The 24,508-nt window shown below is 73.4% G+C and carries 16 protein-coding genes; 6 read left to right on the forward strand and 10 right to left on the reverse strand.

Going from position 1 to position 24,508, the window contains the following annotated elements:
- Nucleotides 1–115: 115 nt before the first annotated feature.
- The gene (locus tag NAEX_RS28805) at nt 116–1,528 is read left to right on the forward strand and encodes an amidase (protein WP_170136086.1); all 1,413 of its coding nucleotides are present in this window, start codon (nt 116–118) and stop codon (nt 1,526–1,528) included.
- 484 nt (nt 1,529–2,012) lie between these two features.
- Here the strand turns inward: NAEX_RS28805 and NAEX_RS28810 are convergent, their stop codons facing one another.
- The 9 genes from NAEX_RS28810 to NAEX_RS28850 form a co-directional block, all read right to left on the reverse strand.
- A complete protein-coding gene (locus NAEX_RS28810) occupies nt 2,013–2,870 on the reverse strand; it encodes an MBL fold metallo-hydrolase (protein ID WP_096330690.1) in 858 nt (285 codons plus the stop codon).
- 12 nt (nt 2,871–2,882) lie between these two features.
- On the reverse strand, nt 2,883–4,412 hold the full coding sequence (murD, locus tag NAEX_RS28815) for a UDP-N-acetylmuramoyl-L-alanine--D-glutamate ligase (protein ID WP_143140367.1): 1,530 nt from the start codon (nt 4,410–4,412) through the stop codon (nt 2,883–2,885).
- 171 nt (nt 4,413–4,583) lie between these two features.
- Complete coding sequence (mraY, locus tag NAEX_RS28820) at nt 4,584–5,708, reverse strand: phospho-N-acetylmuramoyl-pentapeptide-transferase (protein WP_245913819.1); 1,125 nt, start codon at nt 5,706–5,708, stop codon at nt 4,584–4,586.
- Between the two features lie 488 nt (nt 5,709–6,196).
- Nucleotides 6,197–7,858 carry a PepSY-associated TM helix domain-containing protein gene (locus NAEX_RS28825; RefSeq protein WP_096330693.1) on the reverse strand — a complete coding sequence of 554 codons (1,662 nt, stop codon included), beginning with the start codon at nt 7,856–7,858 and terminating at the stop codon, nt 6,197–6,199.
- Complete coding sequence (locus NAEX_RS28830) at nt 7,855–9,147, reverse strand: lysine N(6)-hydroxylase/L-ornithine N(5)-oxygenase family protein (protein ID WP_096330694.1); 1,293 nt, start codon at nt 9,145–9,147, stop codon at nt 7,855–7,857. The genes NAEX_RS28825 and NAEX_RS28830 overlap by 4 nt, the downstream gene beginning before the upstream one ends.
- Nucleotides 9,137–10,903 (reverse strand): IucA/IucC family protein, encoded by a 1,767-nt coding sequence (locus NAEX_RS28835; protein ID WP_096330695.1) that lies wholly within the window; start codon nt 10,901–10,903, stop codon nt 9,137–9,139. The genes NAEX_RS28830 and NAEX_RS28835 overlap by 11 nt, the downstream gene beginning before the upstream one ends.
- 4 nt (nt 10,904–10,907) lie before the next feature.
- A complete protein-coding gene (locus NAEX_RS28840; RefSeq protein ID WP_096330696.1) occupies nt 10,908–13,616 on the reverse strand; it encodes a GNAT family N-acetyltransferase in 2,709 nt (902 codons plus the stop codon).
- A 3-nt stretch (nt 13,617–13,619) separates the two neighbouring features.
- Nucleotides 13,620–14,477, reverse strand: a complete 858-nt coding sequence (locus NAEX_RS28845; RefSeq protein ID WP_143140368.1) for a hypothetical protein — start codon at nt 14,475–14,477, stop codon at nt 13,620–13,622.
- 534 nt (nt 14,478–15,011) lie between these two features.
- The gene (locus NAEX_RS28850) at nt 15,012–15,857 is read right to left on the reverse strand and encodes a class I SAM-dependent methyltransferase (RefSeq protein WP_096330698.1); all 846 of its coding nucleotides are present in this window, start codon (nt 15,855–15,857) and stop codon (nt 15,012–15,014) included.
- A gap of 840 nt (nt 15,858–16,697) precedes the next feature.
- Between NAEX_RS28850 and NAEX_RS28855 the strand changes: the two genes are divergently transcribed.
- Nucleotides 16,698–17,900 (forward strand): hypothetical protein, encoded by a 1,203-nt coding sequence (locus NAEX_RS28855; protein ID WP_096330699.1) that lies wholly within the window; start codon nt 16,698–16,700, stop codon nt 17,898–17,900.
- Between the two features lie 149 nt (nt 17,901–18,049).
- Here the strand turns inward: NAEX_RS28855 and NAEX_RS28860 are convergent, their stop codons facing one another.
- Nucleotides 18,050–18,580, reverse strand: coding sequence for an HNH endonuclease (locus NAEX_RS28860; RefSeq protein ID WP_245913820.1), 531 nt, complete (start codon nt 18,578–18,580; stop codon nt 18,050–18,052).
- 366 nt (nt 18,581–18,946) lie between these two features.
- Between NAEX_RS28860 and NAEX_RS28865 the strand changes: the two genes are divergently transcribed.
- The 4 genes from NAEX_RS28865 (at nt 18,947) to egtD (ending at nt 24,441) form a co-directional block, all read left to right on the forward strand.
- Nucleotides 18,947–20,350, forward strand: coding sequence for a UDP-N-acetylmuramoyl-tripeptide--D-alanyl-D-alanine ligase (locus NAEX_RS28865; protein ID WP_096330700.1), 1,404 nt, complete (start codon nt 18,947–18,949; stop codon nt 20,348–20,350).
- A 906-nt stretch (nt 20,351–21,256) separates the two neighbouring features.
- Nucleotides 21,257–22,240 carry a hypothetical protein gene (locus NAEX_RS28875; RefSeq protein ID WP_096330702.1) on the forward strand — a complete coding sequence of 328 codons (984 nt, stop codon included), beginning with the start codon at nt 21,257–21,259 and terminating at the stop codon, nt 22,238–22,240.
- Entirely contained in the window at nt 22,241–23,479 is a 1,239-nt protein-coding gene (gene egtB, locus NAEX_RS28880; protein ID WP_096330703.1) for an ergothioneine biosynthesis protein EgtB, read from the forward strand.
- The gene (egtD, locus tag NAEX_RS28885; protein WP_211302491.1) at nt 23,476–24,441 is read left to right on the forward strand and encodes an L-histidine N(alpha)-methyltransferase; all 966 of its coding nucleotides are present in this window, start codon (nt 23,476–23,478) and stop codon (nt 24,439–24,441) included. Before egtB ends, egtD begins: the two co-directional genes overlap by 4 nt.
- The last annotated feature ends 67 nt before the right edge of the window (nt 24,442–24,508 follow it).

The following is a 24,508-nucleotide window of genomic DNA, read 5'->3' on the forward strand; positions in this document are numbered from 1 at the left end:
CGCTAACCCAAGCCGCGTCGGGAGCACAATGGCCGCCCCGGACGGCCCTCTGGGGCTCGCTTCCGCGAGGTTCGAGCTTGCTTGCGGGGTCCGGCGGCGCAAGACTGCGCGGCCGATGTCGCTCGCCGAGCTCGTCCACGTCTCTGCCCTCGAACAGGCCCGTCTGCTGCGGCGCCGCGAGATCCGCAGCCAGGAGCTGGTCGGGCTTTACCTCGACCGCATCGCCGCGCACAACCCCGCGCTGTCCGCCTTCGTGTCGGTGTTCGACGCGCGCGCGCGGCGGGCCGCCCGGGCCGCCGACGATGCGCTCGACCGCGCAGCGCGGCGCGGCGCGCCCGACTCGCTCCCGCCCCTGCTCGGGGTGCCGATCGGCGTCAAGGACCTCAACTTCGTCCGCGGCTCGCGGACGCGAATGGGCTCGCACGGGGTGCTGCCGCTGTACTCGCCGGTCGACGACGCGACGGTGGCCAAGCTGCGCGCGGCGGGGCTGATCGTGCTCGGCAAGCTGGCGACGTCGGAGCTCGGGGCGTTGCCGGTGACCGAGCCGGACACGCACCCGCCGACGCGCAACCCGTGGGACCCGACGCGCACCGCCGGCGGCTCGAGCGGGGGCTCCGGCGCGGCGGTCGCCGCCGGGCTCCTGCCGTGGGCGCAGGGCAGCGACGGCGCCGGGTCGATCCGGATCCCCTCCGCGTTCTGCGGCCTCGTCGGCGTCAAGCCGTCGCGCGGGCGGGTCGCCAACGCGTTCGGTCGCGACGACCGCACGCTGCTCTACACCTGCGGCCCGCTGGCGCGCTCGGTCGCCGACGCGACGGCGCTGCTCGACGTGATGGCCGGGCTGACCGTCGGGCGGCCGCACTGGCTGTCTCCTCCGCCATGTCCTTACGGACAGATGACGGAGCCGTCGCCGCGCCTGCGGATCAAGCTGGCGGTCGACTCGCCGATCGCCGCCGCCGAGCCGGAGTGGGCCGCGGCCGCGCGGGCCGTCGGCGAGGCGCTGGCGGCGGCGGGGCACCGGGTCGAGGAGGCCGAGATGGCGCGCGGGTCGGTCGACGACTTCCTGCCGATCTACCAGCGCATGCTGGCCGACGTGCCGTGGGTGCGCGCGGACCGGCTGCAGCCGGCGACCCGCTGGCTGGTCGAGGCCGGTCGGCGCAACTCGCCGACACTGGCCCACGCGGCTTACACCACGTTACGGGAGCGGGTGCTGGCGTGGGTCGGTGACGCCGAGTTGGTGCTGACGCCCGCCGTGGTGGGACCTCCGCCGCCGATCGGGGCGTGGCGCGGACCTGACGGCGAGGCGGTGTTCCGCGCCTACGCGGTGTATGGGGCGTTCACTGCGCCGTTCAACATCACCGGTCAGCCGGCGGTCGCGCTGCCGGTGGCGAGCTCGCGCGAGGGCCTGCCGATCGCGGTTCAGCTGGTCGCCTCGGTCGGGCGCGAGGACCGGGTGCTGGCGGTCGCTCGCGAGGTCGAAGCGCTGTTCCCCGGGCGCCCGCGGGTACCTGTCTCTTTGAGCATGTCCTGACGGGCAGGTCTGTTGGCCGCCATCGGCGCCGTCCGTTACACCGGCCGGACAAAAAGTCGCGACGGAATCTCACAGGAATGCCGTGCGTTCCGAGGGAGTCCGATCAGCATCTCGGTGCGTGATCTGCAAGAGACCACCGAGACGTGCGAGATCAAAACGGTGTCGGACATCGAGTGATCCAACACGCGGCCCCCCGCCGCTAACGACGAAGACCTTATCGCGGAGAACGTGCCATGACCCCCCCCACCGCTTCCAAGCTGCCCCTCTACGTGCTGACCGGCGTGTACTACCTGATGACGGCGCCGCGCTCGGTCCGCAGGCTGCAGAAGAAGCTGCTTGCGTTGACTTAATCTCGTGAAACCCCGCGGCGGCCGGTACGCCGGCCGTCACGGGCATGTGTCCGGGCGGACGCGCTGCGCCCTCGACCCCAGCGCGACTTTAAAAAATAGCGACCTCTGCCACCGCCCCCGATGTGACAGCGGTGTCAGGCCCAGTGGAGCTCGCCGACCATGGATGTCGCGGTGAACTTGCCGTGGGCGTCACGGGCCAGCTTGCTGGCCGCGACATCGGGATCGTGGGTGTAAAACACGGTCCCGTCGTCGGCGAGGATCCGGGCCAGCAGGGCCTCCTTCTCGTCGATCAGCAGCTCGGGGTAGCGGTCGTAGCCCATGGTGATCGGCAGGTGGACCCACGGGACGCCCGGCACGAGGTCGCCCAGGAAGGTGACGGCCCCGCGCGGGGTCTCGATGCGTGCGAGCAGCAGGCCCGGTGTGTGCCCGTTGGAGACGGTGAAGGTGTAGCCCGGCCCGAGCAGCTCGCTGCGCTCGCCGCGGACGCGCTCGAGCCGGCCGGTGGCGAGGATCAAGTCGGTGAGGCCCGGGATGAAGGAGGCGCGGTCGCGCGGGTGCGGGTGCAGCGCCCGCTGCCAGGCGTCCTCGCCGACCACGTAACTGGCGCGCGGGAACACCAGGGCCGGCGGCTGTCCTTCAGACCAGGCGGTCAGGACGCCGCCGGCGTGGTCGAAGTGCAGGTGGCTCAGGACGATGATGTCGATGTCCTCGGGCTTGACCCCGAGCTCGGCGAGCGAGCCGAGGAGGACGTGCTCCGACTCGACGACGCCGAACCGCTCGCGCAGCTTGGGCTCGAAGAAGGCGCCGATGCCGGCCTCGAAGAGGATCGTGCGGCCGCGGTCGTCGCGGACGAGCAGGCAGCGACAGGCGAGGGAGATCCGGTTGAGCTCGTCGGGCGGGGCCCAGCGCTGCCACATGGCCCGCGGGACGTTGCCGAACATCGCGCCGCCGTCGAGCCTCTGAGTGTTGCCGCGCACGCTGTCGAGCCGCATGCGGCGGGTGTATCACTTCTCCGCAGGCAGCGCCCGCACCAGCCGGGCGAAGGTGTCGCCCCGCTCGCCGTAATTCTTGAACCAGTCGTAGCTGGCGCACGCGGGGGAGAGGACCACCGCGTCGCCGGGCCCGGCGAGCGCGGCCGCGACCTCGACGGCCTCGGCCATGCTGGTCGCCCGGCGCGCCTCGACCACGCCGTCGGCCAGGCCGTGGAAGGAGTCGGCCGACTCGCCGATGGCGACGAGCGCGCGGCCGCTGCGGCGCAAGAGCTCGCGCAGGGGGGCGAGATCGTCGCCCTTGGCCCGGCCGCCGGCGATCAGGACGAAGGGGCGGTCGAAGCCGTCGAGGCTGGCCAGCACGCTGGCGACGTTGGTCGCCTTGGAGTCGTCGTAGAAGCGGACACCCGCCCGCTCGCGGACGAAGGTCATGCGGTGGGGGAGGCCGTGGAAGCCCTGCAGACCGCGCAGGCAGGCGTCGGCGGCGACGCCGAGGTGGCGGGCGGCGAGCAGGGCGAACAGGGCGTTCTTGCTGTTGTGGCGGCCGGGGATCGGCAGGGCCGCGCGCGGGAAGGTGTCGCCGCCGGGCAGGACGAGGCTGTCCCCGGGACCAGGTCCGACGATCCGCGCGCCGCCGGGGTCGTCGACCAGGACGAGCCGGCCGGCGCCGACGCGCGCGCGCAGGAATTCGGTCCAGCCGTCGCCGGCGTCGAGCAGGGCGAGGCCGCCCGCGCCCAGGCCGGTGAACACGCGGGCCTTGGTGGCGGCGTAGTCGTCCAGGGTGGGGTAGCGGTCGAGGTGGTCCGGGGTGATGTTGAGGACCATCGCCACGTCGGTGGCGGCGTGCTCGAGGGTCTCGAGCTGGAAGCTCGAGCACTCGAGCACGAGGGCGTCGGGCGCGGGCGCCCCCGTGCGCAGGAGGTCGAGCAGGGCGGCCGCGAGCGGGACGCCGAGGTTGCCGCCGACGAACGGCTTCAGCCCGCCCGCGGCGAGCAGGGCGCCGGTGAGCGCGGTGACGGTGCTCTTGCCGTTGGTGCCGGTGATCAGGACGGTCGGCAGGCGACCGAAGCGAGCGCCGGCGATCGCCAGCGACAGGCTCATCTCGCCGTGGACCCGGGCGTGCGGGGCGAACCGACGCTGGGCGGCGCGGAAGCGCTCGGGCGGAACGCCGGGGCTCAGGACCATGAGGTCGACGCCGGCGAACGCCTCGGGGGGGACGTCGGCGGCGCCGAGGACCGGCTCGACGCCGTCGGGGACGGCGGCGCCGGGGTTCTGATCGTAGAGGCGGACGCGGGCGCCGAGGAACACCAGCAGCTCGGCCGCGGCCCGCCCGCTGGCGCCGGCGCCGATGACGAGCGCGGTGGTGCGGGCGAGGTCGAGGCCGGAGGGCGAGGCGGAGGGCGGCGCGGGGACGGTCGACGACGACGCGGAGTTCGGCGAGCCGGAGGCGGGGCTCGCCGAGGGGGAGGACGCGGTCGCGGCGGGGCTCGTCGAGGGGGAGGACGCGGTCGCGGCGGGGCTCGTCGAGGGGGAGGACGCGGTCACGGCGGCCGAGGGCGAAGCGGGGTTCGGCGAATCGGCGGCGGCCGAATCAGGAGCCGACGAAGGGGTGGCGGGCGAAACGCCGACCGCCGACGCGGAGGGGGTGAGCCTCGCATCGGCGGGGTCGGAGGGCGAGCGCGGGGAAGTGGGCGGGTGGGCGGCGGTCACGGGTCCTCAGCGCAGCTTGAGGGTGGCGAGGCCGATGAGGGCGAGCATGAAGCTGATGATCCAGAAGCGGACGACCACCTTGGGCTCGCTCCAGCCCTTGAGCTCGAAGTGGTGGTGGATCGGGGCCATCTTGAACACGCGCTTGCCGGTCAGCTTGAAGCTGACGACCTGCACGATCACGCTGACGGCCTCGAGCACGAAGATGCCGCCGACGACCACGAGGGTGAACTCGTTCTTCGAGGCGACGGCGAGGAAGCCGATGCCGGCGCCGAGCGGGAGGCTGCCGACGTCGCCCATGAACACGCTGGCGGGGAAGGTGTTGTACCAGAGGAAGCCGATGCCGGCCCCGCACATGGCGCCGCAGTAGATCGCCAGCTCGCCGACCCCGGGGATGTGCGGGATGTTGAGGTAGCGGGCGATGTCGAAGCCGGCGATCAAGGTGCCGGCCGCGTAGGTCAGCACGAGGAAGGTGGCGGCGCTCATCACCACCGGGCCGATCGCCAGGCCGTCGAGGCCGTCGGTCAGATTGACGGCGTTCGAGAAGCCGACCACGACCAGGGTGGCGAACACGAGGTACATCCACTCCGGGAGCACGAAGAAGTGCTCGTAGAAGTCGGTGAACGGCATCGCCAAACGGTAGCGGATCGCCTCCGGCATCAGGCCGCTGAGCGGGCTGAAGAGGTACCAGACCGCGGCGCCGGCGATGAGGAACTGCAGCAGCAGCTTCATCTTGCCGGGCAGGCCGCCGGAGTGCTTCTTGCGGATCTTCAGGGCGTCGTCGACGAAGCCGATGACGCCGCACCCGGCCGTGACGGCGGTGGCGAGCAGGACGAAGCCGTTGCTCATGTCCGACCACAGGACGGTCGGGATGATGAGGCAGAAGAGGATCAGGCTGCCGCCCATCGTCGGCGTGCCGCGCTTCGAGAAGTGCGACTTGGGCCCGTCGTCGCGCACGACCTGCCCGAGCTGGATCTTCTGCAGGGTCCGGATGAACCACGGGTAGAGGATCAGCGACAGGACCAGGGCGGTCAGCGTGGCCGCCAGGATCCGCGTGGACGTGTAGCGCAGGACGTTCAGCCAGCTCAGCCAGCTCACGTCGTCGTGAAGCGCGAATAGGAGTTGGTACAGCACGTCGCGAGCCGGCTTGCCATGCATGCCCCCGGCGGCGCAACTATTCGCCGAACGCGCCTCTCGCCGGCGCCCCTGCCGCGCGCACGCGCCGGGAATGCGGGCGGGAGGGCCGCGCGTGGATGTCGGTGCATCGGGTCAGGTCGGCGCGAAGCGGCGGTCGCCGGGCTGGTGCGCGGCGAGGTCGACGAGCACCACGAGCCGACGGGCGGTGCATGGTCGGCGCAGCCCAGGAGTGCGTGCCGTCAGGCGAATCATTCGCGGACGGGCTGCCCACCGCTCGGCGCCTCGGTCGGGGCGGCGGATCGGGGAGGAGCGGCGGCCGTGGTCGTCGGCGCATCCCGAGGCTTCGCCGCAGGCCGGAAGAGCGCGGCGAGGCCAGCGCGTCTCTCGGCGGTTCAGGCGACGCGGCGGGCCGGCGTCGCAGGCCCGGGCGCGCGACGGCCAGCACAACACTTCTGCGCGGCCTGGCGGCGCGCCTCGTGGGTGGTTCAGGTCGGCGCGACGGGCCGGCGCCGCAGGCCGACGAGCGCGACGGCGAGGACGACGAGCACCGCCTCGACGGGACCGGGGACGACGCCGGCGACGAGCCAGCCGGCGATCGGGACAGCGGCGAGCAGGACCACGAGGGCGCCGTGCAGCAGCGCCGGGGCGCGTGAGAACGTTCGCGCGAGCAGCAACGCCAGCACGAGCACGGCCACGAACACGCGCAGCGCCAGGCCCTCGGCCCGCGCCAGCGCCGGGACGCGCGACAGCAGCAGCAGCGCCGTGATCGCCAGCGGCAGGCCGTAGCCGAGGCCGGAGAGCCAGCGCCGCAGGCGTTCGGCGGAGCGGGCCTCGCCGTCGCGCTCGCGCCGGCGCGCCAGCAAGGCCCCGCCGAGCCACGAGAGGGCCACGAGGCCGGCGCCGAGCAGGACGTAGGCGAGGTCGACCAGCCACGCCGGGCCCCACTCGCCGTAGTGCAGCACGATCGCGGCCATGAAGGCCTGCAGGCCGGGACCGGCGGCCGGCAGGGCCCGACAGTCCCGCAGCGCGCCGTCGGCCCCGCGGGTGAACGAGCCGCGCTCGAGCAGCCCGTCGCCCTCGAGGTCGACCCGCACGGTGCCGCTGGCGAGGCCCGGGTGGCGCACGCGGAGCTGGTGGACCTCGGCGCCTTCGAGGTGCGCGTCGACGCCGGGGCAGCGGGCCGCGAGCGCGCGCTGCAGGTCCGGCCGATCGACCGCGGTGTCGACCAGCGGCGGGCGATCGGTGGCCAGGACGTCGCGCATCAAGGCGGTCCGGTCGCCGCCGTAGGCCGCGCCGCCGACGATCGGCACGACGATCAGGGTCAGGCCGAGCAGGGCGCCGGTCCACGCCCACAGCAGCGCGGCGGGCAGGGTGAAGAAGCCGACCCACTGGTGCATGCGCATGGCCAGCGGCTGGGCCGGGCGGCGCCGGCGGACCAGGTTGCGCAGCCAGTCGCGGCGCGTGGCCAGGCCGGTGCAGAGGATCAGGGCCAGCGCGACGCCGAGCAGGCCGAGCAGGGTCTCGCCGAGCAGCGGCTGGGTGAGGAGGTGGCGATGCAGGTCGCGGACGACCCACAGCGGGCCGCGGCCCTCGGCCACCCGGGCGCCGCTCGTGGGGTCGAAGTCGACGCGGACCGGCTCGCGCGTGGGGCCGAAGTAGACGACCTCGATCCACGGGTGGTCGGGGCCGGCGGGGTGGATCGACAGCTCGCTGCGGACCAGGTCCGGGTGGGCGGCGAGCAGGCCCGACAGCACGGCGTCGAGCGGCTGGGCGGCGACCTCGGGCACGTCGCCGGCCGGCGCGTGGACGACCTGCCAGCGGGCGAGGGCGCGGTCGAGCACGGCGCCGACGCCCGAGCCGAAGATCAGCATGGCCGCGAGCGCCAGCGCGCCGCCGAGGCCGCGGTGGACCGCGAACAGGCGCCGCCGACCGGAGCCGGGCGGGGCGCGGCGGCGCAGGGCGACCAGCGCGAGGGCCAGGAGGGTCCAGATCGGGATGAAGGCGACGCTGGCGACCGTGGCGCGCTCGACCGGCAGGTCGGGCCAGGCGCGCGCGAGCGCCCAGGTGAGCAGGGCGGCGCCCACGCCCGCGAGCATGACCAGGCCGAACTGCGCGGGCGCGCCCGACTTGCGCGGAGCCTCGCTCATCGCGACCTCGCGTCTTCGCGCGGGCGAGCGCGCCAGCGCACCAGCTCGCGCTCCTGCTCGACGGCGAAGCGGCGCCGACCGAGCACGTCGTTGAGGATCACGGCGGAGCGCCAGGCCATCAGGCTGAGCTGGGACTCGGCGATCCCATGGGTCGTGCGGCCGCCGTTGACGATGTAGAGCCGACCGTCGCCGGCCCGCCGGCGGCGCAGCTCGAAGTTGGCGCCGACCTGCAGGCCGCCGTGCTCGTCGCGCTCGAGCTCGGGCAGGAGCGACTCGATGCACGGCGGCAGCTGTTCGCGCAGGCCGGTGCAGAGGATGACGGTGTCGACGGGCAGCGACTCGTGCTCGCCGTCGAGGTTGTTGCGGGTGTGCAGCTCGAAGCCGGACCCGCGCGGGCTCAGCGACAGCAGCTCGCGGCCCGGCAGCAGCTCGACCCGCGGGCCGGAGCGCAGGGCGCCGAGCTGGTAGACGCGGTCGTGCAGCTCGCGCAGGGTCGACAGCGAGATGCCGTCGCCGGCCAGCTTGTGGCGGGCCAGCAGCGACTGCCGGCGCGGCCGGTCGAGCTCGTGGAAGGCGGCGACGAAGCCGGGCGTGAACAGGTGGTTGGTGAACGGGCTCTCGTCGAGCGGCTCGAAGTTGAGGCGGCGCGACACCCAGCTCAGCTCGGCGACCTCGCCCCAGGCGCCGCGCAGCAGCTCGAGCACCACCTCGGCGCCGGTCTGGCCGCCGCCGACCACGGCGACCCGCGCTCCTTGCAGGTGCAAGGGTCGGGCGAGGATGTCGATCGCGTGGAAGCAATTCGGGCCGAGGTGGGGCCGCGCGCACTCCGGGACGGCCGGGACGCGACCTGTCCCGAGGACCACGTGGCGGGCGCGCGTGCGGCCCTGGTCGTGGCGCAGCTCGAAGCCGCCCGGCACCGCGGCGACGTCGCGGACCTCGACGCCGAAGCGCAGCGACGACAGCCGGCTCGCCACCCAGCCGAGGTAGTCGGCGAACTCGACCCGCTCGACGGCCGAGCTCTCGGCCGCCAAGAACGCGTGGAAGCGGCCGTGCCGGACCAGGTAGTTGACGAACGAGTGCTCGCTGGTCGGGCTGACCGCGGTGACCAGGTCCTTCAAAAAAGAGGTTTGCATCCGCGAGCCGCGGAACATCAGGCCCGGGTGCCAGGCGAAGCGCTCGCGCTTCTCGAAGAAGCGGGTCCGCAGCTCGGGCAGCTCGTCGGCGAGCGCCGCGATGCTGAGGTTGAAGGGCCCGACGCCCACGCCTGCGAGATCGATCTCATCGTTCATCGTCCACCTCCCTCACCAACGGGTTGTGCAGCGGCGGACCGAGCGCGGGCAGCGGGCGCGTGGCGCCGCCGCCGTGGCCGATCCGCAGACGGGCGCGGTTGAGGCAGATCCGCTCCATCTCCGGGCGGAACAGGTCGAAGCGCGCCGTCGTCTCGCGCGGCACCGAGTCACAGTAATCGCGCAGCGCCCGGGCCAGAAGCCGCAGGAACTCGCGCTCCGGCAGGCCGAAGCTGCGCTCGCACAGCGGCGCGACGAAGCGCAGCACGCTGACGAAGTAGCCGGTGTAGAGGTCGTGCACGACCTGGTGGGCGGGCAGCGCCTTGAGCCCGCGCAGCGCCGGCTCGTGATCGAAGTCGTCGTCGGCGACCCGGCGCACGTCGCCGTGGACGTCGCGCAGCAGGATCGCCGCCGGCAGGCCGCCGCGCAGCACCAGGCCGAGGTTCTGCCCGTGGGCGATCACGCCGATGCCGTGGCGGCACAGCAGGTGGTAGAGCGGCACGGCGGTGCGCTCGAACAGCGCGGTCAGCCAGGCGGCGATCGAGGCGCCGCTCTGCTCGACCCACGTGCGCAGCAGCGGCTCGCCGTGGAGGTCGGTCTGCTGCAGCGCGGCCGCGGCGACCTCGCGCTCCTCGGGGCCGAGGTGGGGGTCGGCGCTCTCGCGCCAGAGCGCCCCGAGCTGCTCGCGCAGGCGGTACGGGGCCGCGCCGAGGGCCTCGAACTCGGGCTGCGGCACGTGCACGCCGCCGAGGTCGCCGAGCACGTGGACGCCGCGCAGGCGCGGGTCGCCGTGGACGCGCCGGCGCAGCGCCGCGCCGATGCCGACGCCCTGCTCGACGTGCTCGCCGGGCAGGCCGCGCCAGCACGAGGTGTTGAGGATCGTCAGCGACAGCTTGACGTCGGCCCGCTCGGGGCGCGAGGCGTCGGCGAGGGTGCGGATCGACAGGCGCGGGGCGTAGGCGTCGCCGAACTGGCCGAGCGAGACGATCGCGCCGCGGGCGAGGGCGTCGATGTACTGCGCGGCGAGGTGGTGCTGCCACTGCCACGGGTGCACCGGCACGAGCACGCCGCCCTGCGCGAGGCCGGGAGCGCGGGCGTGCAGCTGCTCGAGCAGGCGGGCGCGCGCGTCGGCGTCGCAGCTCTCGTCGACGAGCTGCAGCCGGCCCGGGCCGGCGACGCCGCTGCAGCGCGCCAGCTCGGGGGCGACGACCAGCCAGTGCAGGTGGACGCGGGGGGCCGACTCGGGCGCGTACGCGGCCAGGTCGGCGACGCCCCAGCCGACGCGACCGCGGTGGGCGACGAGCTTCGGGTGGCCGTCGAGGTGCTGCTCGAGCGCCGCGCCCGAGAGCGACGCGAGCTCGGGCGCGCGCAAGCTCGAGAGTCGCGCGCACTGGTGGGTCTCGGCCAGCAGGCTGTTGTGAAGCTCCTCGAGGAACTCGGCCAGCGCGTCGGCGCCGACGCCGAGCGTGGCGCGGGCGTCGAGGACGAGCTGCACCGGCGACTCGGCCGGCTCTTCCGGGCCGTCGCCGACGCGGCGGGTGATGCCCGCGGGGTCGACGTGCAGCCCGCCCCACGCGCTCGGCCGGGCGGTGAATCGATAAAGTGTCCCATCGGACAGGTCGAGCGCCCAGCGATCGCCGCCGAGGGACCGCGGGTGGAGCAGGCCCTCGAAGCTGAGCTCGCCGATCGCCTGCGCCAGCCGCCGCCTGCCGGCCAGGCGGGCGTGCTCGCGCCACTCGGATGTCTCGCCGGGGTTCACGACACTAGCCCTCGAAGGTGGCGAAGAAGCGCTCGCGGGTGAGCACCATCAGCACGGCGGTCTTGTGCGGGAAGCGGACCTCGCCCCACTCCTCCCACGGGGTGGTGTTGGCCCAGCTCCGCACGCGGGCCTGATCGACGCGCGGCTCGCCGACCAGCCGGTGCGTCCGCGGGTCGTCGAGGAACAGGTAGTGCGCCATCGACAGGAACCACTGCCGGCCCCAGCCGCGGTGCCGCACCTCGGGGTCGCCGATCGCCATGTGGAACCCGCGGTCGAAGTCGTCGGCGGCGTAGTGCGGGCCGAGCCGATCTTCCTTGGCCCAGTAGATCTCGTAGTACGCGACCGGGCGCTCGTCGAAATAACCGATCGCGGGGATCGCGTGCGGGTCGGCCAGCCGCTGCTCGACGTAGTCGACGAGCTGCGCGCGCGGCCACGCCTGCTCCCAGAATTGGGCGACGACGGGGTCGTTCATCCAGGCGCAGAACAGGTCGAGGTCGCGCGCCGGGTCGAAGCGCCGCAGGCTGAAGGTGCGATCGATCGCCGCGCAGTGGCGGCGGTAGAGGAGCGACTCGCCGTCGTCCTGGCGCAGCGGGTGGACGATCGCGCCGGTCTGCGTGAGCGGGGCGATCGCCGGCAGCCGCTCGCCGCGGTGGTGCCACAGCGGGCGCTGATAGAAGGCCTCGCGGGCGACGACCTCGCGCCTGTCCCCGTGGACATGCGCGAGGTGACGCAGGGCGAGGCGGCCGGCGAACAGGCGATCGCTCAGCAGGTCGCGGGCGCGGGCGTCGAATTCGGCCCACTCGACGGTCGCGTGGCCGTCGGCCAGCGTGAGCGTGAAGGGGTGCGCGCCGTCGACGTGGCCGGTGAACCGGGACGGAGTGACTTGGGTGAACTCGACCTGGGCGTCGCCGCCGGCGAAGTCGGCGGCGCGCCCGGAGGTCGGGGCGGGCAGGTCGACGGGCGGGCGGTGCAGGGGGCTGGCGATCGGGCGGTAGATCGTCAGCGGGTCGGCGAGCGAGACCTCGTCGACGCCGCTGGCGAAGCAGCGCACGTTGGCCTTGGTCCACAGCTCCGGCGAGCGCAGCAGGTAGTCGATCGCGCGCGGGTCGGCGGGCTCCTCGGCGCGCAGGCCGAGCAGGCAGGCGCGCAGGTGCTCGAGCAGCAGGCCCTGGTCGAGGCCGGGGATCATCGCCAGCGAGGCGACGGCGTTGAACACGCCGTTGATGACGACCGAGTAGGCCCACACCCGCTCGGCCAGCGGCGAGCGGAACTCCGCCCGCTCGAGCCCGGGGACGCGCTCGCCGTGGCGGCGCAGGGCCAGGTCGGTGTAGGCGGTGCCCTGGGCGTCGCGGAACCACGCGCGCGCCGGGGTGAGGCCGTCGTCGGCGAGGCCGATCACGAGGTTCTGCTGGTGGGCGCTGAGCAGCAGGCCGAGCTCGGCCTGGGCGGCGACGATCGGCGCGAACACGACGGCGAGGAAGCGCGCGAACCACCGCTCGGCGAGGGCGATCGGGCGCACGCCGAGCTGCGCGGCGGCCCGCTCGAGGCGGAGCGCGAGCCGGCTGCGGCCGCTGCGGGGGTCGTCCTGCAGCAGGGTCGCCAGCATCTCGGCCGGCTGGTCGGCGCGGAACGGGTTGTCGCGCAGGGCGAAGAAGCTGACCGAAGGGCCAGGCTGGTCGGCGTCCCCGCGCAGGCCGAACCACGCCGGCTCGCGCAGGATGTGGAAGTCCGGGTGGCGCGGCAGCGGGGCGTCGGTGTCGCCGAGGACGCGCCCGAGCAGCAGGCCGCGGTCGAGCTCGGCCAGCGAGAGGGTGCGGCGCGAGTTGGTCAGGCGGACCGGCAGCGACTGCTTGAGCATGAACGGCGCGCCGTCGGCGTGGAGCGTGCGCAGCGACGACGTCACCGACCACGCGCGGCCGAGCGGGCCGAGCGGGACGAGGTCGCCGCGGCGGCGGCCGTCGGCGAGCGCGGGCTCGTCGAGCAGGGCGCGGTGCTGCAGGGGGTGCAGCGGCAGCAGCACGAACTCGGGCCCGGCGACGGCGGCCTGGGCGGCCCAGGCGGGGTCGCTGGCGATCAGGCGCGACAGCAGCGCCAGCGGATCGTCGCCGCCGTGGAGCAGCCGCTCGCGGCGGACCGCCCACACGCACAGCGGCGTGCGCCCGCGCAGCTCGGGCACCAGGACGTCGTCGCCGTCGCCGAGGCCCTCGCGCAGGCGCGGGGCCGGGTGGACCGAGTGACCGAGGAGCAGCCCCTGCTCGGCCGCGATGAAGCCGAGCGGGCCGGTGAACAGCGCGTCGAGGTCGTCCGCGCGGGCGGCGACGGTGGCCTCGAGGTTGGCCGCGCTGGCGCGCACGCGGGCGACGAAGCGATCGAGACCTGGCCCGGAGGACAGGCCGAGGGCGGCGGCGACGGCTGGCTCTTCGACCAGGCGGGCGATCAGCCGCGCGAGCGGCAGCGGCTCGCTGGCGCCGCCGGCGTCGCGCCAGCGGGCCTGACCGCCGGCGACGCGGCCGACGCCGGAGGGCCGGGCCAGCGGGACCTCGATCGCGCCGCCCTGGGCCGGCATGTCGAGGCGGAGCCACTCGCGCCCGGGGGCGCGCACGGTGGTCCAGCCGTCGAGCTCGCGCAAGAGGGCGCTGAGCAGCGCCCGGCTGGCCGGCTCGAACGCCGCGTCGTCGCGCTCACCGAGTCGAGTTTCGTCGCGCACGGTCATGGCTCACTCCGGGATCACGCACGCGCCGACGTGGGCCTGCTCCGGCGCGGTGGCGCCGATCGCCTCGCAGGTGGCGCCCATGCCCTTGGCGGTGCAGGTGTTTTCGGCGCTCTGGGTGTCGCAGTAGTCGGTGCAGCAGTACGAGTCGGGCGGGCAGCCGACCACGCGCTGCGAGCAGTGCAGGCCGGGGGCGCAGCTGATCGCGGTCTCGCAGTCCTCGCCGATCGCGTGGCCGTCGACGCCCTGCGGGAAGCAGACGAAGCCCTCGGGCTCGCGGAAGATGCAGGCCTCGTCGGCGGTGCAGCCGACGGCGAGCAGGGGGTCGCAGAGGGGGGCGCACACCGGCAGCGCGCCGATGCTGACGCAGCGCTCGTCGGTGCCGCAGACGTCGCCGACGCACAGCGGGTAGCACAGGCCCTCCCACGGCGCGCCGGTGGTGTCGAACGAGCCGATGCACCACGACTCCTCGTCGCAGTCGTCGGTGCCGGCGATCACGCCGTCGTGATGACAGCTGTCGCCGGGCTGGTTGTCGCCCTGGACCGGCAGGCACACGAACTCCCAGTCGGCGGCGCCGCGCCGCAGCACGCACTTGAAGCCGTCGGGGCAGTCCTGCAGGTCGGCCTGACACAGGGCCTCGCCCGGGTCGGAGGTGCCGCCGGTGCCGGGCCCCGTGCTCGCGTCGGTGCCGGGCCCCGTGCTCGCGTCGGTGTCGACGCTCGTGGTCGGACCCGCGCTGGTGTCGGCAGCCGTCGCGGTCGTCCCGTTCGTGGTCTCGTCCGCCGGCTGGTGGGTGGTGCCGCACGCGAGCAGACACGCCGCGGACAGCAGGACACCGAAGGGTCGTCGCAAGGTCGTTCGCATGCCCCGGAAGGTACGTTCAGGAGATAATGATTTTCAAAATTAATCGTGACCGGCTCGGGAGAGAAATCTCAGGGGGTTTTGTTGTACACCGGCAGGATTTTGATAATCAGAATCGTGACTTTGCCGTGAACTCCCTCGCGTCGACGCCATCGACGTCGCACCGCGCGATCGCGCAGGGACGCCTGGCTCACGGCTGCGGATGACATGTCTCAAGGAACATGTCGTCGAGAGGCGGCAGGCGACGCGGGGAGCGAGTGAGCTCCGCGGACGCGTCGCGTCCGCGCACGGACGGGCGCGGACGGTGGAGCTGGGGCCGTCGGTCAGGTCCTCGTCTGGGTGAAGGGACAGGTCGAATCCGGCTGACCGAAGGGCCAGGCAGGCCCGGCCGTCACGGCCGCTCGCCTGGTCGAAGAGGCAGGCGAGATCGGCCGGGCCTTCGCGCCGGCTCGCGCTGCACGTCCGCAGAGGCCGACGGCCGCAGCTCGACGCCCGTAGGAGCGCAGCAGGGCCCGGTTGCGCCGGGCGCGCGTCCGCTCACGCGGAGGCCGGCGGCCGCAGCTCGAAGCGGTGCAGCGCGTGCGAGCGCAGGACCTCGGGCTTGCGCGCGCGCAGGTAGGAGAAGGCGAGGCGGTGCTTGAGCGGGACGCGGCGGCGCAGCTCGGCCGGGAGGTCGAGCATGGTGAGCGAGTCGAGGCAGCGGTGGCGGCCCCAGGCCTCGATCGTGCGCGGGTCGTCGCAGCCCCACACGAACGGCGCGCGGTAGGTCTGCATCATCGGCCGCGCCTGGCTGGCGATCGCGCTCCGGGTGACGGTGTCGAGCACGAACTGGCTGCCCGGGTAGGCGGCCGCGATCGCGTTGAGGCCGCGGCGGACTGTCTCTTCGGTCAGGTAGACGAGGACGGCCTCGGCGATGAACAAGAACGGCCCGTCGCCGGCCGAGCCGAGCTGAGCCAGCCAGTCGTCGTCGCCGAACGCGCCGACGACCATGCGCCGCCGCGCGGTGTCGGTGAAGAACCGCCGGCGCAGCGCCAGCGAGTCGGGCAGGTCGACGTCGAACCACCGCAGGGCGCCGTTGTCGACCCGCTCGAACCGGGTGTTGAGCCCGGTGCCGATCTCGACCACCGTGCCGCCCGGGTGCATGCGCAAGAACTCCTGCACCCACCGGTCGATCATGACGGTCCGCAGACATGCCCGAAAGGCCAGGTCGCGCTGCGACGCGAACCGCCGCTCGAAGTCGTAGTCCAGCTGCGCGACGATCTCCTGCGCCCGCGGGTCGCGGAGGATCGGCCGCCTCCGCCCGGTCTCGATCGCCCGGCACCACAGCGGGATCATGAGCGTCTCGCTGACGTCGCCGAGAGCCACCGCTTGTTTGTTCGTCATGGGGCGCAGTTAATAGTGAATATGATTTTCAGTGTCAAAAATGAGCTGGCGCACATCGCAGGGGCCACTGGCGCGTGATCGAGCCGGTCTGCGTCGTGGACTCGCACGCGAGGTCGCGGGTTCGCGAGAGGTTCGCGGCGACGTCGCGACGGTCGTGCGAACGACGGATCGGTAGACGTCGATCGCGCGTGCGACGACGAAGGTCGACCGGTGAGGAGCGATGCGCGCCCGCGTCGTCCCGCGCGCGACGATCGAGGGTCGGACGGCGATGCGCCGCACGGCCGACGGTCGGACGGCCGCACGGAGCGACACGCACGCCGGACGTCGCTCGCGCACGAGCGCGACGAAGGTCGGACGGCGATGCGCCACACGGGACGACCGTCGGCGGCTGCGCGGAGTGACGCGCACGCCGGAGGTCGCTCGCGCACGAGCGCGACGAAGGTCGGACGGCGATGCGCCGCACGGGACGACCGTCGGCGGCTGCGAGGAGTGACGCGCACGGCGGACGTCGCTCGCGCACGAGCGCGACGAGCGAGGTTCGGACGGCGATGCGAGGCGCCGGCGAGGCCGATCGCGTTGGCCCAGCCCGTCGCGGTCCGGATGGGCCAGCGACCGCCAGCCCGGAGGCGTGCGCCGAGGGATGTCCTTTCCGCCCTGTCGTAAAGAACATGTCACGCGCTGCTCTCGCGAACCTCCGGCGAGCGTGTCGCGGGGCATCGGCGAGCGCCGGAGCGCGCGCGCGTCCACGGACTCGCGGCGCGGTGCGGACACCTGCGTCCGCGGCCGACATGCGCCCGCCTGGACAAGCCGGGCGGGCGCCGCGACACTGGGTGACCGACGATGACTTACTCCCCTCGCGCCGCGCTCCTGTCCCTCCTCGTCGCCCCGCTCGGCCTCGCGGCCTGCCCTCCCGGTGACCCGTCCTCGACCGAGACGGCGGGCGTGTCCGAGTCGTCGACGGCGACGACGCTGACGGCCGGCACGACCGACACCACCGGCGACGGCGAGACGACGACCGCGACCGACACCACGCTCGGCACCGGCGACGCGAGCACGACGACGACCACGGACCCGACCACCGAGGCGCTGCCGACCACGGGCCCGACGACCGAGGCGACCACGACGACGACCGACGCGACGACCACGACGACGACCGACGCGACCACGACCGACACCACGACCACCGAGACGACCGGCGGGAACGGCCTGTGGGACCGGCCGAACCTGTGGTACTCGGTGGAGAATCACCTGGTGTACATCGAGATCGATCCGTCCGACGGCGCGGTCGTCACCCTCGTCGACAACGAGATCGTCGCCGACGAGCCGCTGGTCCACGGTCAGAACGGGCTGACGATGCTCGAGGACGGCTCGTTGATCGGCTCGCGCGAGTCGGCCGAGGGGACCCAGATCTTCCACATCCCCGACCCGCCGTTCACCGAGAACACGCCGGCCCAGGCGACGCTCCTCGGCATCGTGCCGAACGACGGCCAGGACCAGCCGATCCGCGTCGAGGCGCTCTACACCGACTGCGACGGCCGGGTCTACCTCATGGACACCGGCGAGGATGTCGGCAACAACGAGGGCAACCGCCTGCTCCGCTTCACCGGCGCCTACCTGCAGGGCGACCTGGCGTTCGAGGTCATCACCGACCTCGGCAACGCGTCGGTCGCCGACATCGACGACATGTCGCCCGGCATCGTCGACGGCGAGGTCAGCGACAGCCTCGGCTTCGCCATGGACTCGAGCAACTTGTGGCAGATCGACTACACGACCGGCACCGGGATGCAGCTGGCCGACACCGACGGGACGTGGGGGATCCACGCTCTCGGCGGGCCGCTGTTCGACGACATGCAGCCGCGCCTCTACATCCTCAGCTCCGGCGACGACCAGACCGGCGCCGCGCTGATGCAGGTCGACCTCGACGATTTCTCCAACTCGCGGCCGCTCGTCACCGGCCCCGACTTCGACCTCGACGGCGGCTACAACGGCTGGAGCGGCCTCGCCGGGCCGCTCACCGAGTGCATGACGACGATCCCCGGCTGAGGATGTCTCTCGGGACAGCCGTGGCGAGGTGTCCCGGAAGGCAGCTCGGAAGTCTCCGCGAGGGCGCTGCGGGTCCTGCGCCGGCGATGGCGGAGGCCCGCCGGCGGCGAGCTCGACCGCGGCCGGGAGATGTTTTGAAGGACAGGCCGCTACCGACCTGAGGCGACGCCGAGCCAGGTCCGCCAGGCCTCGGGGACGTCGTGGACCGGCAGGCGCTGGGCCAGGGTCATCGGCGTCCACTTGGGCCGGGCCGGGCGGGTGCGCAGCGGCAAGCCGGCCTGCTCCGGGGTGCGCCCGCCCTTGCGCCGGTTGCAGGCGGCGCAGGCGGTGACGACGTTGGTCCAGGTGGTCTTGCCGCCGTCGACGCGCGGGACCACGTGGTCGAGGGTGAGCTCGTGGTCGCTGTACTGGACGCCGCAGTACTGACAGCGATGGTTGTCGCGCAGGTAGACGTTCTTGCGCGAGAACCGGACCACCTGCGGGCCCGGCCGCGCGGCGTGGAGCAGCCGGACGACCGAGGGGGTGGGGTAGCTGTGGCTGACGGTCCTGACCTCGCGCTCGTAGCTGGCGAGGACCTCGACCTTGTCGAGGAAGCTCAGGCACAGGGCACGCCGCCACGAGATGACCTTGATCGGCAAGAAGCCGGGATCGAGCACCAGCGTGTGCATGGGGTTGCCCATCCACGAGGCTAGCATGACCCGGCGTCAACGCGGCCACGCGCCGGTGACGGCTGCGACGCGGCCGCGCGCCGACGCGCGGCCGCGAGGGCGGGCGAACGCGAGCGAGCGCGGCAGGAGCCGGCGCGGAACGCCGGGCCGCGGCGCCGCCGGTCCCAAAGGACATGTCCCCAGGGACATGGGATGGGACAAACGCCGGACCGGCGGCCGCCGCGACCGCACCGACCGAGCGAGGGACGCTCGCCCCGTCGCGGGCCCGCGACCCCCGACGCTCCGCACCGCGCCTCGCCCCGGGCCGTCTGCGCGGGCGCCGCGGCGGGCCCAGCCGAAGAGTGGCGCGCCGCCGCGTCGGGGTGCTAACGGTCAGGCGTGCACTTCACCCCCGAGACCCTGGCCGCGACCACCGGCGGACTGCTGCTCCGCGCGGGTTCGCGGGAGATCCGCGGCGCCTTCGTCGACAGCCGCGACCCCGTGCCCGGCGGCCTGTTCGTGCCGATCGTCGCCGCCCGCGACGGCCACGCGTTCATCCCCGACGCGATCCGGGCCGGCGCGGCGGCGGTCCTGCAGGCGCCGGGGCACCCGCTGCCCGACGACCCGACGGTCACGGTGATCGAGGTCGCCGACACGTTCGCGGCCCTGACCGTCCTCGGCCGCGCCGCCCGCGACCGCTGCAGCGGCCCGGTGGTGGCGATCTCCGGCAGCAACGGCAAGACGACCACGCGCGCGCTGATCGAGGCGGTCCTGCGCAGCCGCCACGGCCTCGTGCTGGCCACCCGCGGCAACCTCAACAACCACCTCGGGGTGCCGCTGTCGCTGCTCAACGGGCCGGACCATCCGGAGGCGATCGTGCTCGAGCTGGGGATGAGCGCGCCCGGCGAGAACGAGCGCCTGGCCGCGGTGGTGCGCCCCGACGTCGCGGTGATCACCAGCGTCGCGCTCGAGCACCTCGAGTTCATGGGCAGCCTCGAGGCGATCGCCGCCGCCGAGGCCGAGCCGCTGCGCCACGTCCGGCCGGGCGGGGTCGCGGTGGTCCCCGACGACGAGCCGCTGCTGCCGCCGCACTTCCCACCTGGCCTTTCGATCCTGCGCTTCGGCGAAGGTCCGGACGCGGCGGTGCGCGTCGTCGGGGTCGAGCTCGACGAGCGCACCCACGCGACCTTGCAACTACAATTACCGGGCGGGGGCAGCGAGGAGATCCGCCTCAGCCTGCGGGTGTTCGGCGCCCACAACGCCCGCAACGCGGCGGCCGCCCTGGCGGTCGGGCTGCACCTGAATTGCCCGGTCGGGCCGATGATCGAGGCGCTCGAAGGGGTCCAGCCGGTCGGCGATCGCGGCCGGGTGCTCCGCTTCGACGAGCACCACCTGCTCATCGCCGACAACTACAACGCCAACCCCGGCTCGGTCACGGCGGCGCTGCACAGCCTCGCCGCGCTGCGCCCGTCACGGCCGGGGCCGCTGGCCGCGGTGCTCGGCGATATGCTCGAGCTGGGCGAGCGCGGGCCGGAGCTGCACGCGGAGGTCGGCCGGCTGGCGGCGGCGCTGAAGCTCGACGCGCTGTTCACCTTCGGCACGCTGTCGCAGGCCGCCGCCGAGGCGGCCAAGGCCGGCGGCATCGCGTCGTGGCACGCCGGTCTCTGCGTCTCCGACCTCGTCGCCGCCGTCCGGGCCGCCTTCGCCGAGCGGCCGGGCGCCCTCCTGGTCAAGGGCAGCCGCGGCATGAAGCTCGAGCGGGTCGTCGAGGCCCTGCTGCAGGCGCCGCCCAAGGCCGTGTAAACTGTGGCCATGGTGCGTCCTGACGACGCGGACGAGTTCGGCCCCGAAGGGGGTGGCACGGCCACGTCATGCTGCACCGTTCCAGCGGGTGAGAGTCCCGTCCGGGTAGGCGCCGGAGCGCCTGGTCGCAGGCCCCAGGCGCGGCGAGAGATCGCTGCGGCCCGAGCGGGGCGTCAAGAGCCTCTGCGGAGGGAGCAAGAACGCGGGCCGCAACATCGAGTGAAGCCTGCAGCCTCGTCAGAGAATCAATGGAGGAGCCGAGCCGGTCATGTCGCGGCGAAGGCCACGTCCACCGCGCAGTCATCCGGAGCAGAAAGCGCGGCGGGTCCTCCCGGGGTAGGGGGCGCAGCACGCGTTCAAGGAGCGATGCGGAACAGGAGAGGCCCGTCTGCACGGCTCGTGTCCGGGCGAGGCGACTCGTGTAAGCCGAAGGCGAAGTCGAGCGCTGTGCAGCGGGAGTCCGAGGGGGCCGTAGTACCGGCGATGGCGGCGCAGAACAACGCCGTCGGAGGGAAGGACCCCTGGGGTGGTCGTGTCGGAGAAGGTAAGCGCGAGGGCATGGCCTGCAGGACAGGTCCCAACAACCCCACGCGGCGCAGGCCGCGTGACAAAGTGCGAGAACTTCGACGCCGACTGTGGGCCGCAGCCAAGCGGCAACCGGTCCGCCGCTTCCATGCGCTGTACGACCGCATCTTCAGGCGTGACGTCCTGAGGGAGGCATGGAGGCGGGTGCAACAGCACGGGCTCCATCGCTTGCGTGGAACCGTGCAGCACCCGGAGGCCGCGTCAATGCGACGGCCCGAGAGACCACCCGTAAGCCGTGTGCGGGAGATCCGCACGCACGGTTTGAACGGGGGTCTTACCCAACTCTTCCGCGACATGCGGAAAGGAAAGTAGGATCTACCCATGCTCGTCGCGCTCGCCGTCGTGTCGCTCGCCCTCGCCCCGCCCGCCGGCCTGCGCAGCTACTCCGGTCCCGAGGCCGTGGTCGTCGATGGCTCTTCGAACATGTTTGCCGGGACCTTGCCGAAGGGTCAGATCACGCTGATCCACCACGCGGTCGCCGGCGACGCCGAGGCGCCGGCCACCGCCGAGGCGCCGGCTCCGGCGGACAACATGCCGCGCTACTACCCGACGCCGCTGACCGACGCGCAGTGGCAGCGGCTGGGCGGGCGGCAGGTGCTGATCATCCTCGGCACCGCGGGGCGCGAGTGCGTCACCTTCACCCGCGCCGACAAGTCGGCGGTGTACTACGTCCACCCGAAGAACGGGGCGCAGCAGGCCCCGCTGGCGGCCGTCACGGCGGTCCACGAGAACTCGTGGGAGTGCGCCGAGGGCCGCGAGTCGACCCCGTCGGAGTGGGCCCGCGTCGGCACCGGCGTCGGCGTCGGCTTCTCGGCCGTCGGCATGCTGATGGGCGTGCTTTACGACGCCGGCCGCGCCGGCAAGCCCGACCCGAGCGACCACAGCGTCAAGCACTTCATGTACGCCGGCCTCGGCCTGACGACGACGCTGCTCGGCACGCCGATCGTCGCCATCGGCGGCGCCAGCACCAGTCGGGACCTGCGCGTGCGCGGCAAGATCTGGGCCCGCGGCCTCGGCTATGCCCTCTACGCCGGGGCGGTGGTGTTCAGCGCGCTGTGGCTGATCGGCCAGTACGGCGACAAGGAGCCGCTGCGCTTCGTCGGGATCACCAGCCTGGCCGGCGGGCTCGGGTTGGCCGGCTCGGCGTTCATGGCCGTCGACGCGCTGTCGTCGCGCGCCGAGCTCAAGACGCTCGAGCGCCAGGACACCGGCCAGGCGCGCAAGACGGCCCGCCGCGGCCAGCTGCACGTGGGAGCAGGTCCTTCGGGACAGGGCTTCGGGCTCGCCCTCGGCGGGAGGTTCTGAGTGCGCGACGACTACGCCCGCGTGCGCGCGGCCACGGAGGCGCTGGTCGCCGGGCTGCCCGCCGAGGACCTCGTGGTCCAGAGCATGCCCGACGCCAGCCCGGCCAAGTGGCACCTGGCGCACACGACGTGGTTCTTCGAGACCTTCGTGCTCCGCCCGGCGGGCGGCGGCTACCGCCCGTTTCACCCGGAGTTCGAGGTCCTCTTCAACTCGTATTACGAGGCCGTCGGCCCGCAGTTCAGCCGGCCGCGCCGCGGGCTGCTGTCGCGGCCGACCGGCGCCGAGGTGCTGCAGTACCGGGCCCACGTCGACGCGGCGATGCACGAGCTGCTGGCGCAGGACGGGCCGCCGTGGCTCGGCGAGCGGGTCCGCCTCGGGCTCGAGCACGAGCAGCAGCACCAGGAGCTGATCCTGATGGACCTGCTGCACCTCTACGCCCAGAACCCGCTGCGACCGGCGCTGCGGGCGAGCGCGGCGCCGCCGTCGTCGCGCCCGGCCCCGTCGCTGCGCTGGTGCCTGGGCCCGGTCGGGGTGCGCGAGGTGGGCCACGCCGGCGCGGGCTTCCACTTCGACAACGAGGGCCCGCGCCACCAGACGCTGCTGCGACCGTATGTCCTCGCGTCGCGCTGCGTGACGAACGCGGAGTACGCCGAGTTCGTGGCCGACGGCGGCTACCGCCGCAGCACGCTATGGCTGTCCGACGGCTGGGCGCAGGTCCAGGCCGAGGGCTGGACGGCGCCGCTGTACTGGTACCTGTCCGAAGGGACATGGTGGCAGACGACGCTCGGCGGCCCGCGCCCGCTCGACCCGCACGCGCCGGTGGTCCACGTGTCGCACTACGAGGCCGACGCGTTCGCCCGCTGGGCCGGGGCCCGCTTGCCGACCGAATTCGAGTGGGAGGCGCTGGCCGAGGCGGCCCCGGTCCGCGGCAACTTCGTCGAGTCCGGCCGCCTCCACCCGACCGCCGCGGAGCCGCCGCCGCGGCCCGAGAGCCAGCCCGCGCAGCTGTTCGGGGACGTGTGGGAGTGGACCGCCAGCGCGTACCTGCCGTACCCCGGCTATCACCCCCCGGAGGGCGCGCTCGGCGAATACAACGGCAAGTTCATGTCGAACCAGATGGTGCTCCGCGGCGGTTCATGCGCTTCCCCGCGGGATCATTTGCGTGCCAGCTACCGCAATTTCTTTCCGCCCCGGGCGCGGTGGCCGTTCACGGGGATCCGTCTCACCAAGGATGCATGATGCAATCGGTCCCACGCACGCAGGATGAGGCGACGCAGGCGCCGACCGACGGGTTCCTCGCGGATGTGATCGAGGGCCTGTCGCGCCCGGCCAAGCGCCTGCCGTCCAAGTACTTCTACGACGCCCGCGGCTCGCGCCTGTTCGAGGCGATCTGCGAGACCCCGGAGTACTACCTGACCCGCGCCGAGATCGAGATCCTCGGCGACCACGCGATGGAGATGGCCGCCGCCGTCGGCCCGCGCCGGATCATCGTCGAGTACGGCAGCGGCGAGAGCATCAAGACCCGCCTCCTGCTCGACCACCTCGACGCCACCGCCTACGTGCCGGTCGACGTGTCGCGCGAGCCGCTGCTGGCCGCCAGCGCCGCGATCCAGACCGAGTACCCCAAGCTCAAGGTGCTGCCGCTGCACGCCGACTTCACCCGCCCGTTCAACCTGCCGGTCGGCGCGCTCGGCCGCAGCCTGGTGTACTTCCCGGGCTCGACCATCGGCAACTTCGAGCCGGCCGAGGCCACCGCGCTGCTGCGGAACATCGCCCGCGCGCCCGGCTGCGAGGGCGCGCTCGTCGGCATCGACCTCGTCAAGTCGAAGCGCGCGCTCGAGGCCGCCTACAACGACAGCGACCTGGTCACCGCGGCGTTCAACCTCAACCTGCTCCACCGCATCAACGGCGAGCTCGGCGGCGAGTTCCAGCCCGGCCGCTTCTCCCACCGCGCGGTCTACAACGAGGCCGCGGCGCGCATCGAGATGTACCTGGTCAGCAAGATCGACCAGGTCGTCGGCGTGGCCGGCCGCAGCTTCAGCTTCCGCGCCGGCGAGGCGATCCTGACCGAGCTGTCGCACAAGTACACGCTGGGAGGCTTTTCGGACATGTCCTCTAGCGCAGGTCTGACGCTGACCCAGGCGTGGACCGACGACGCCGCCCGCTTCGCCGTGGTCCACCTGGTCCGCCGCGCCGCCTGAGGCCTGCGAGCCTCGCGACCGCCCGAGCCCGCGGCCGCCGCTCAGGGACTCCCCGCGAGCGCACCGT

This window comes from Nannocystis exedens, assembly GCF_002343915.1.
Classification (GTDB): domain Bacteria; phylum Myxococcota_A; class Polyangia; order Nannocystales; family Nannocystaceae; genus Nannocystis; species Nannocystis exedens.

Bases quoted from the DNA above. Each gene is read 5' to 3' on its own strand.
- NAEX_RS28855 (WP_096330699.1), top strand. From the start codon at position 16,698: ATGACTTACTCCCCTCGCGCCGCGCTCCTGTCCCTCCTCGTCGCCCCG.
- NAEX_RS28850 (WP_096330698.1), bottom strand. From the start codon at position 15,857: ATGACGAACAAACAAGCGGTGGCTCTCGGCGACGTCAGCGAGACGCTC.
- NAEX_RS28810 (WP_096330690.1), bottom strand. From the start codon at position 2,870: ATGCGGCTCGACAGCGTGCGCGGCAACACTCAGAGGCTCGACGGCGGC.
- NAEX_RS28830 (WP_096330694.1), bottom strand. From the start codon at position 9,147: ATGAACGATGAGATCGATCTCGCAGGCGTGGGCGTCGGGCCCTTCAAC.
- NAEX_RS28845 (WP_143140368.1), bottom strand. From the start codon at position 14,477: ATGCGAACGACCTTGCGACGACCCTTCGGTGTCCTGCTGTCCGCGGCG.
- NAEX_RS28875 (WP_096330702.1), top strand. From the start codon at position 21,257: ATGCTCGTCGCGCTCGCCGTCGTGTCGCTCGCCCTCGCCCCGCCCGCC.
- NAEX_RS28825 (WP_096330693.1), bottom strand. From the start codon at position 7,858: ATGAGCGAGGCTCCGCGCAAGTCGGGCGCGCCCGCGCAGTTCGGCCTG.
- NAEX_RS28840 (WP_096330696.1), bottom strand. From the start codon at position 13,616: ATGACCGTGCGCGACGAAACTCGACTCGGTGAGCGCGACGACGCGGCG.
- NAEX_RS28805 (WP_170136086.1), top strand. From the start codon at position 116: ATGTCGCTCGCCGAGCTCGTCCACGTCTCTGCCCTCGAACAGGCCCGT.
- egtD (WP_211302491.1), top strand. From the start codon at position 23,476: ATGATGCAATCGGTCCCACGCACGCAGGATGAGGCGACGCAGGCGCCG.
- NAEX_RS28860 (WP_245913820.1), bottom strand. From the start codon at position 18,580: ATGGGCAACCCCATGCACACGCTGGTGCTCGATCCCGGCTTCTTGCCG.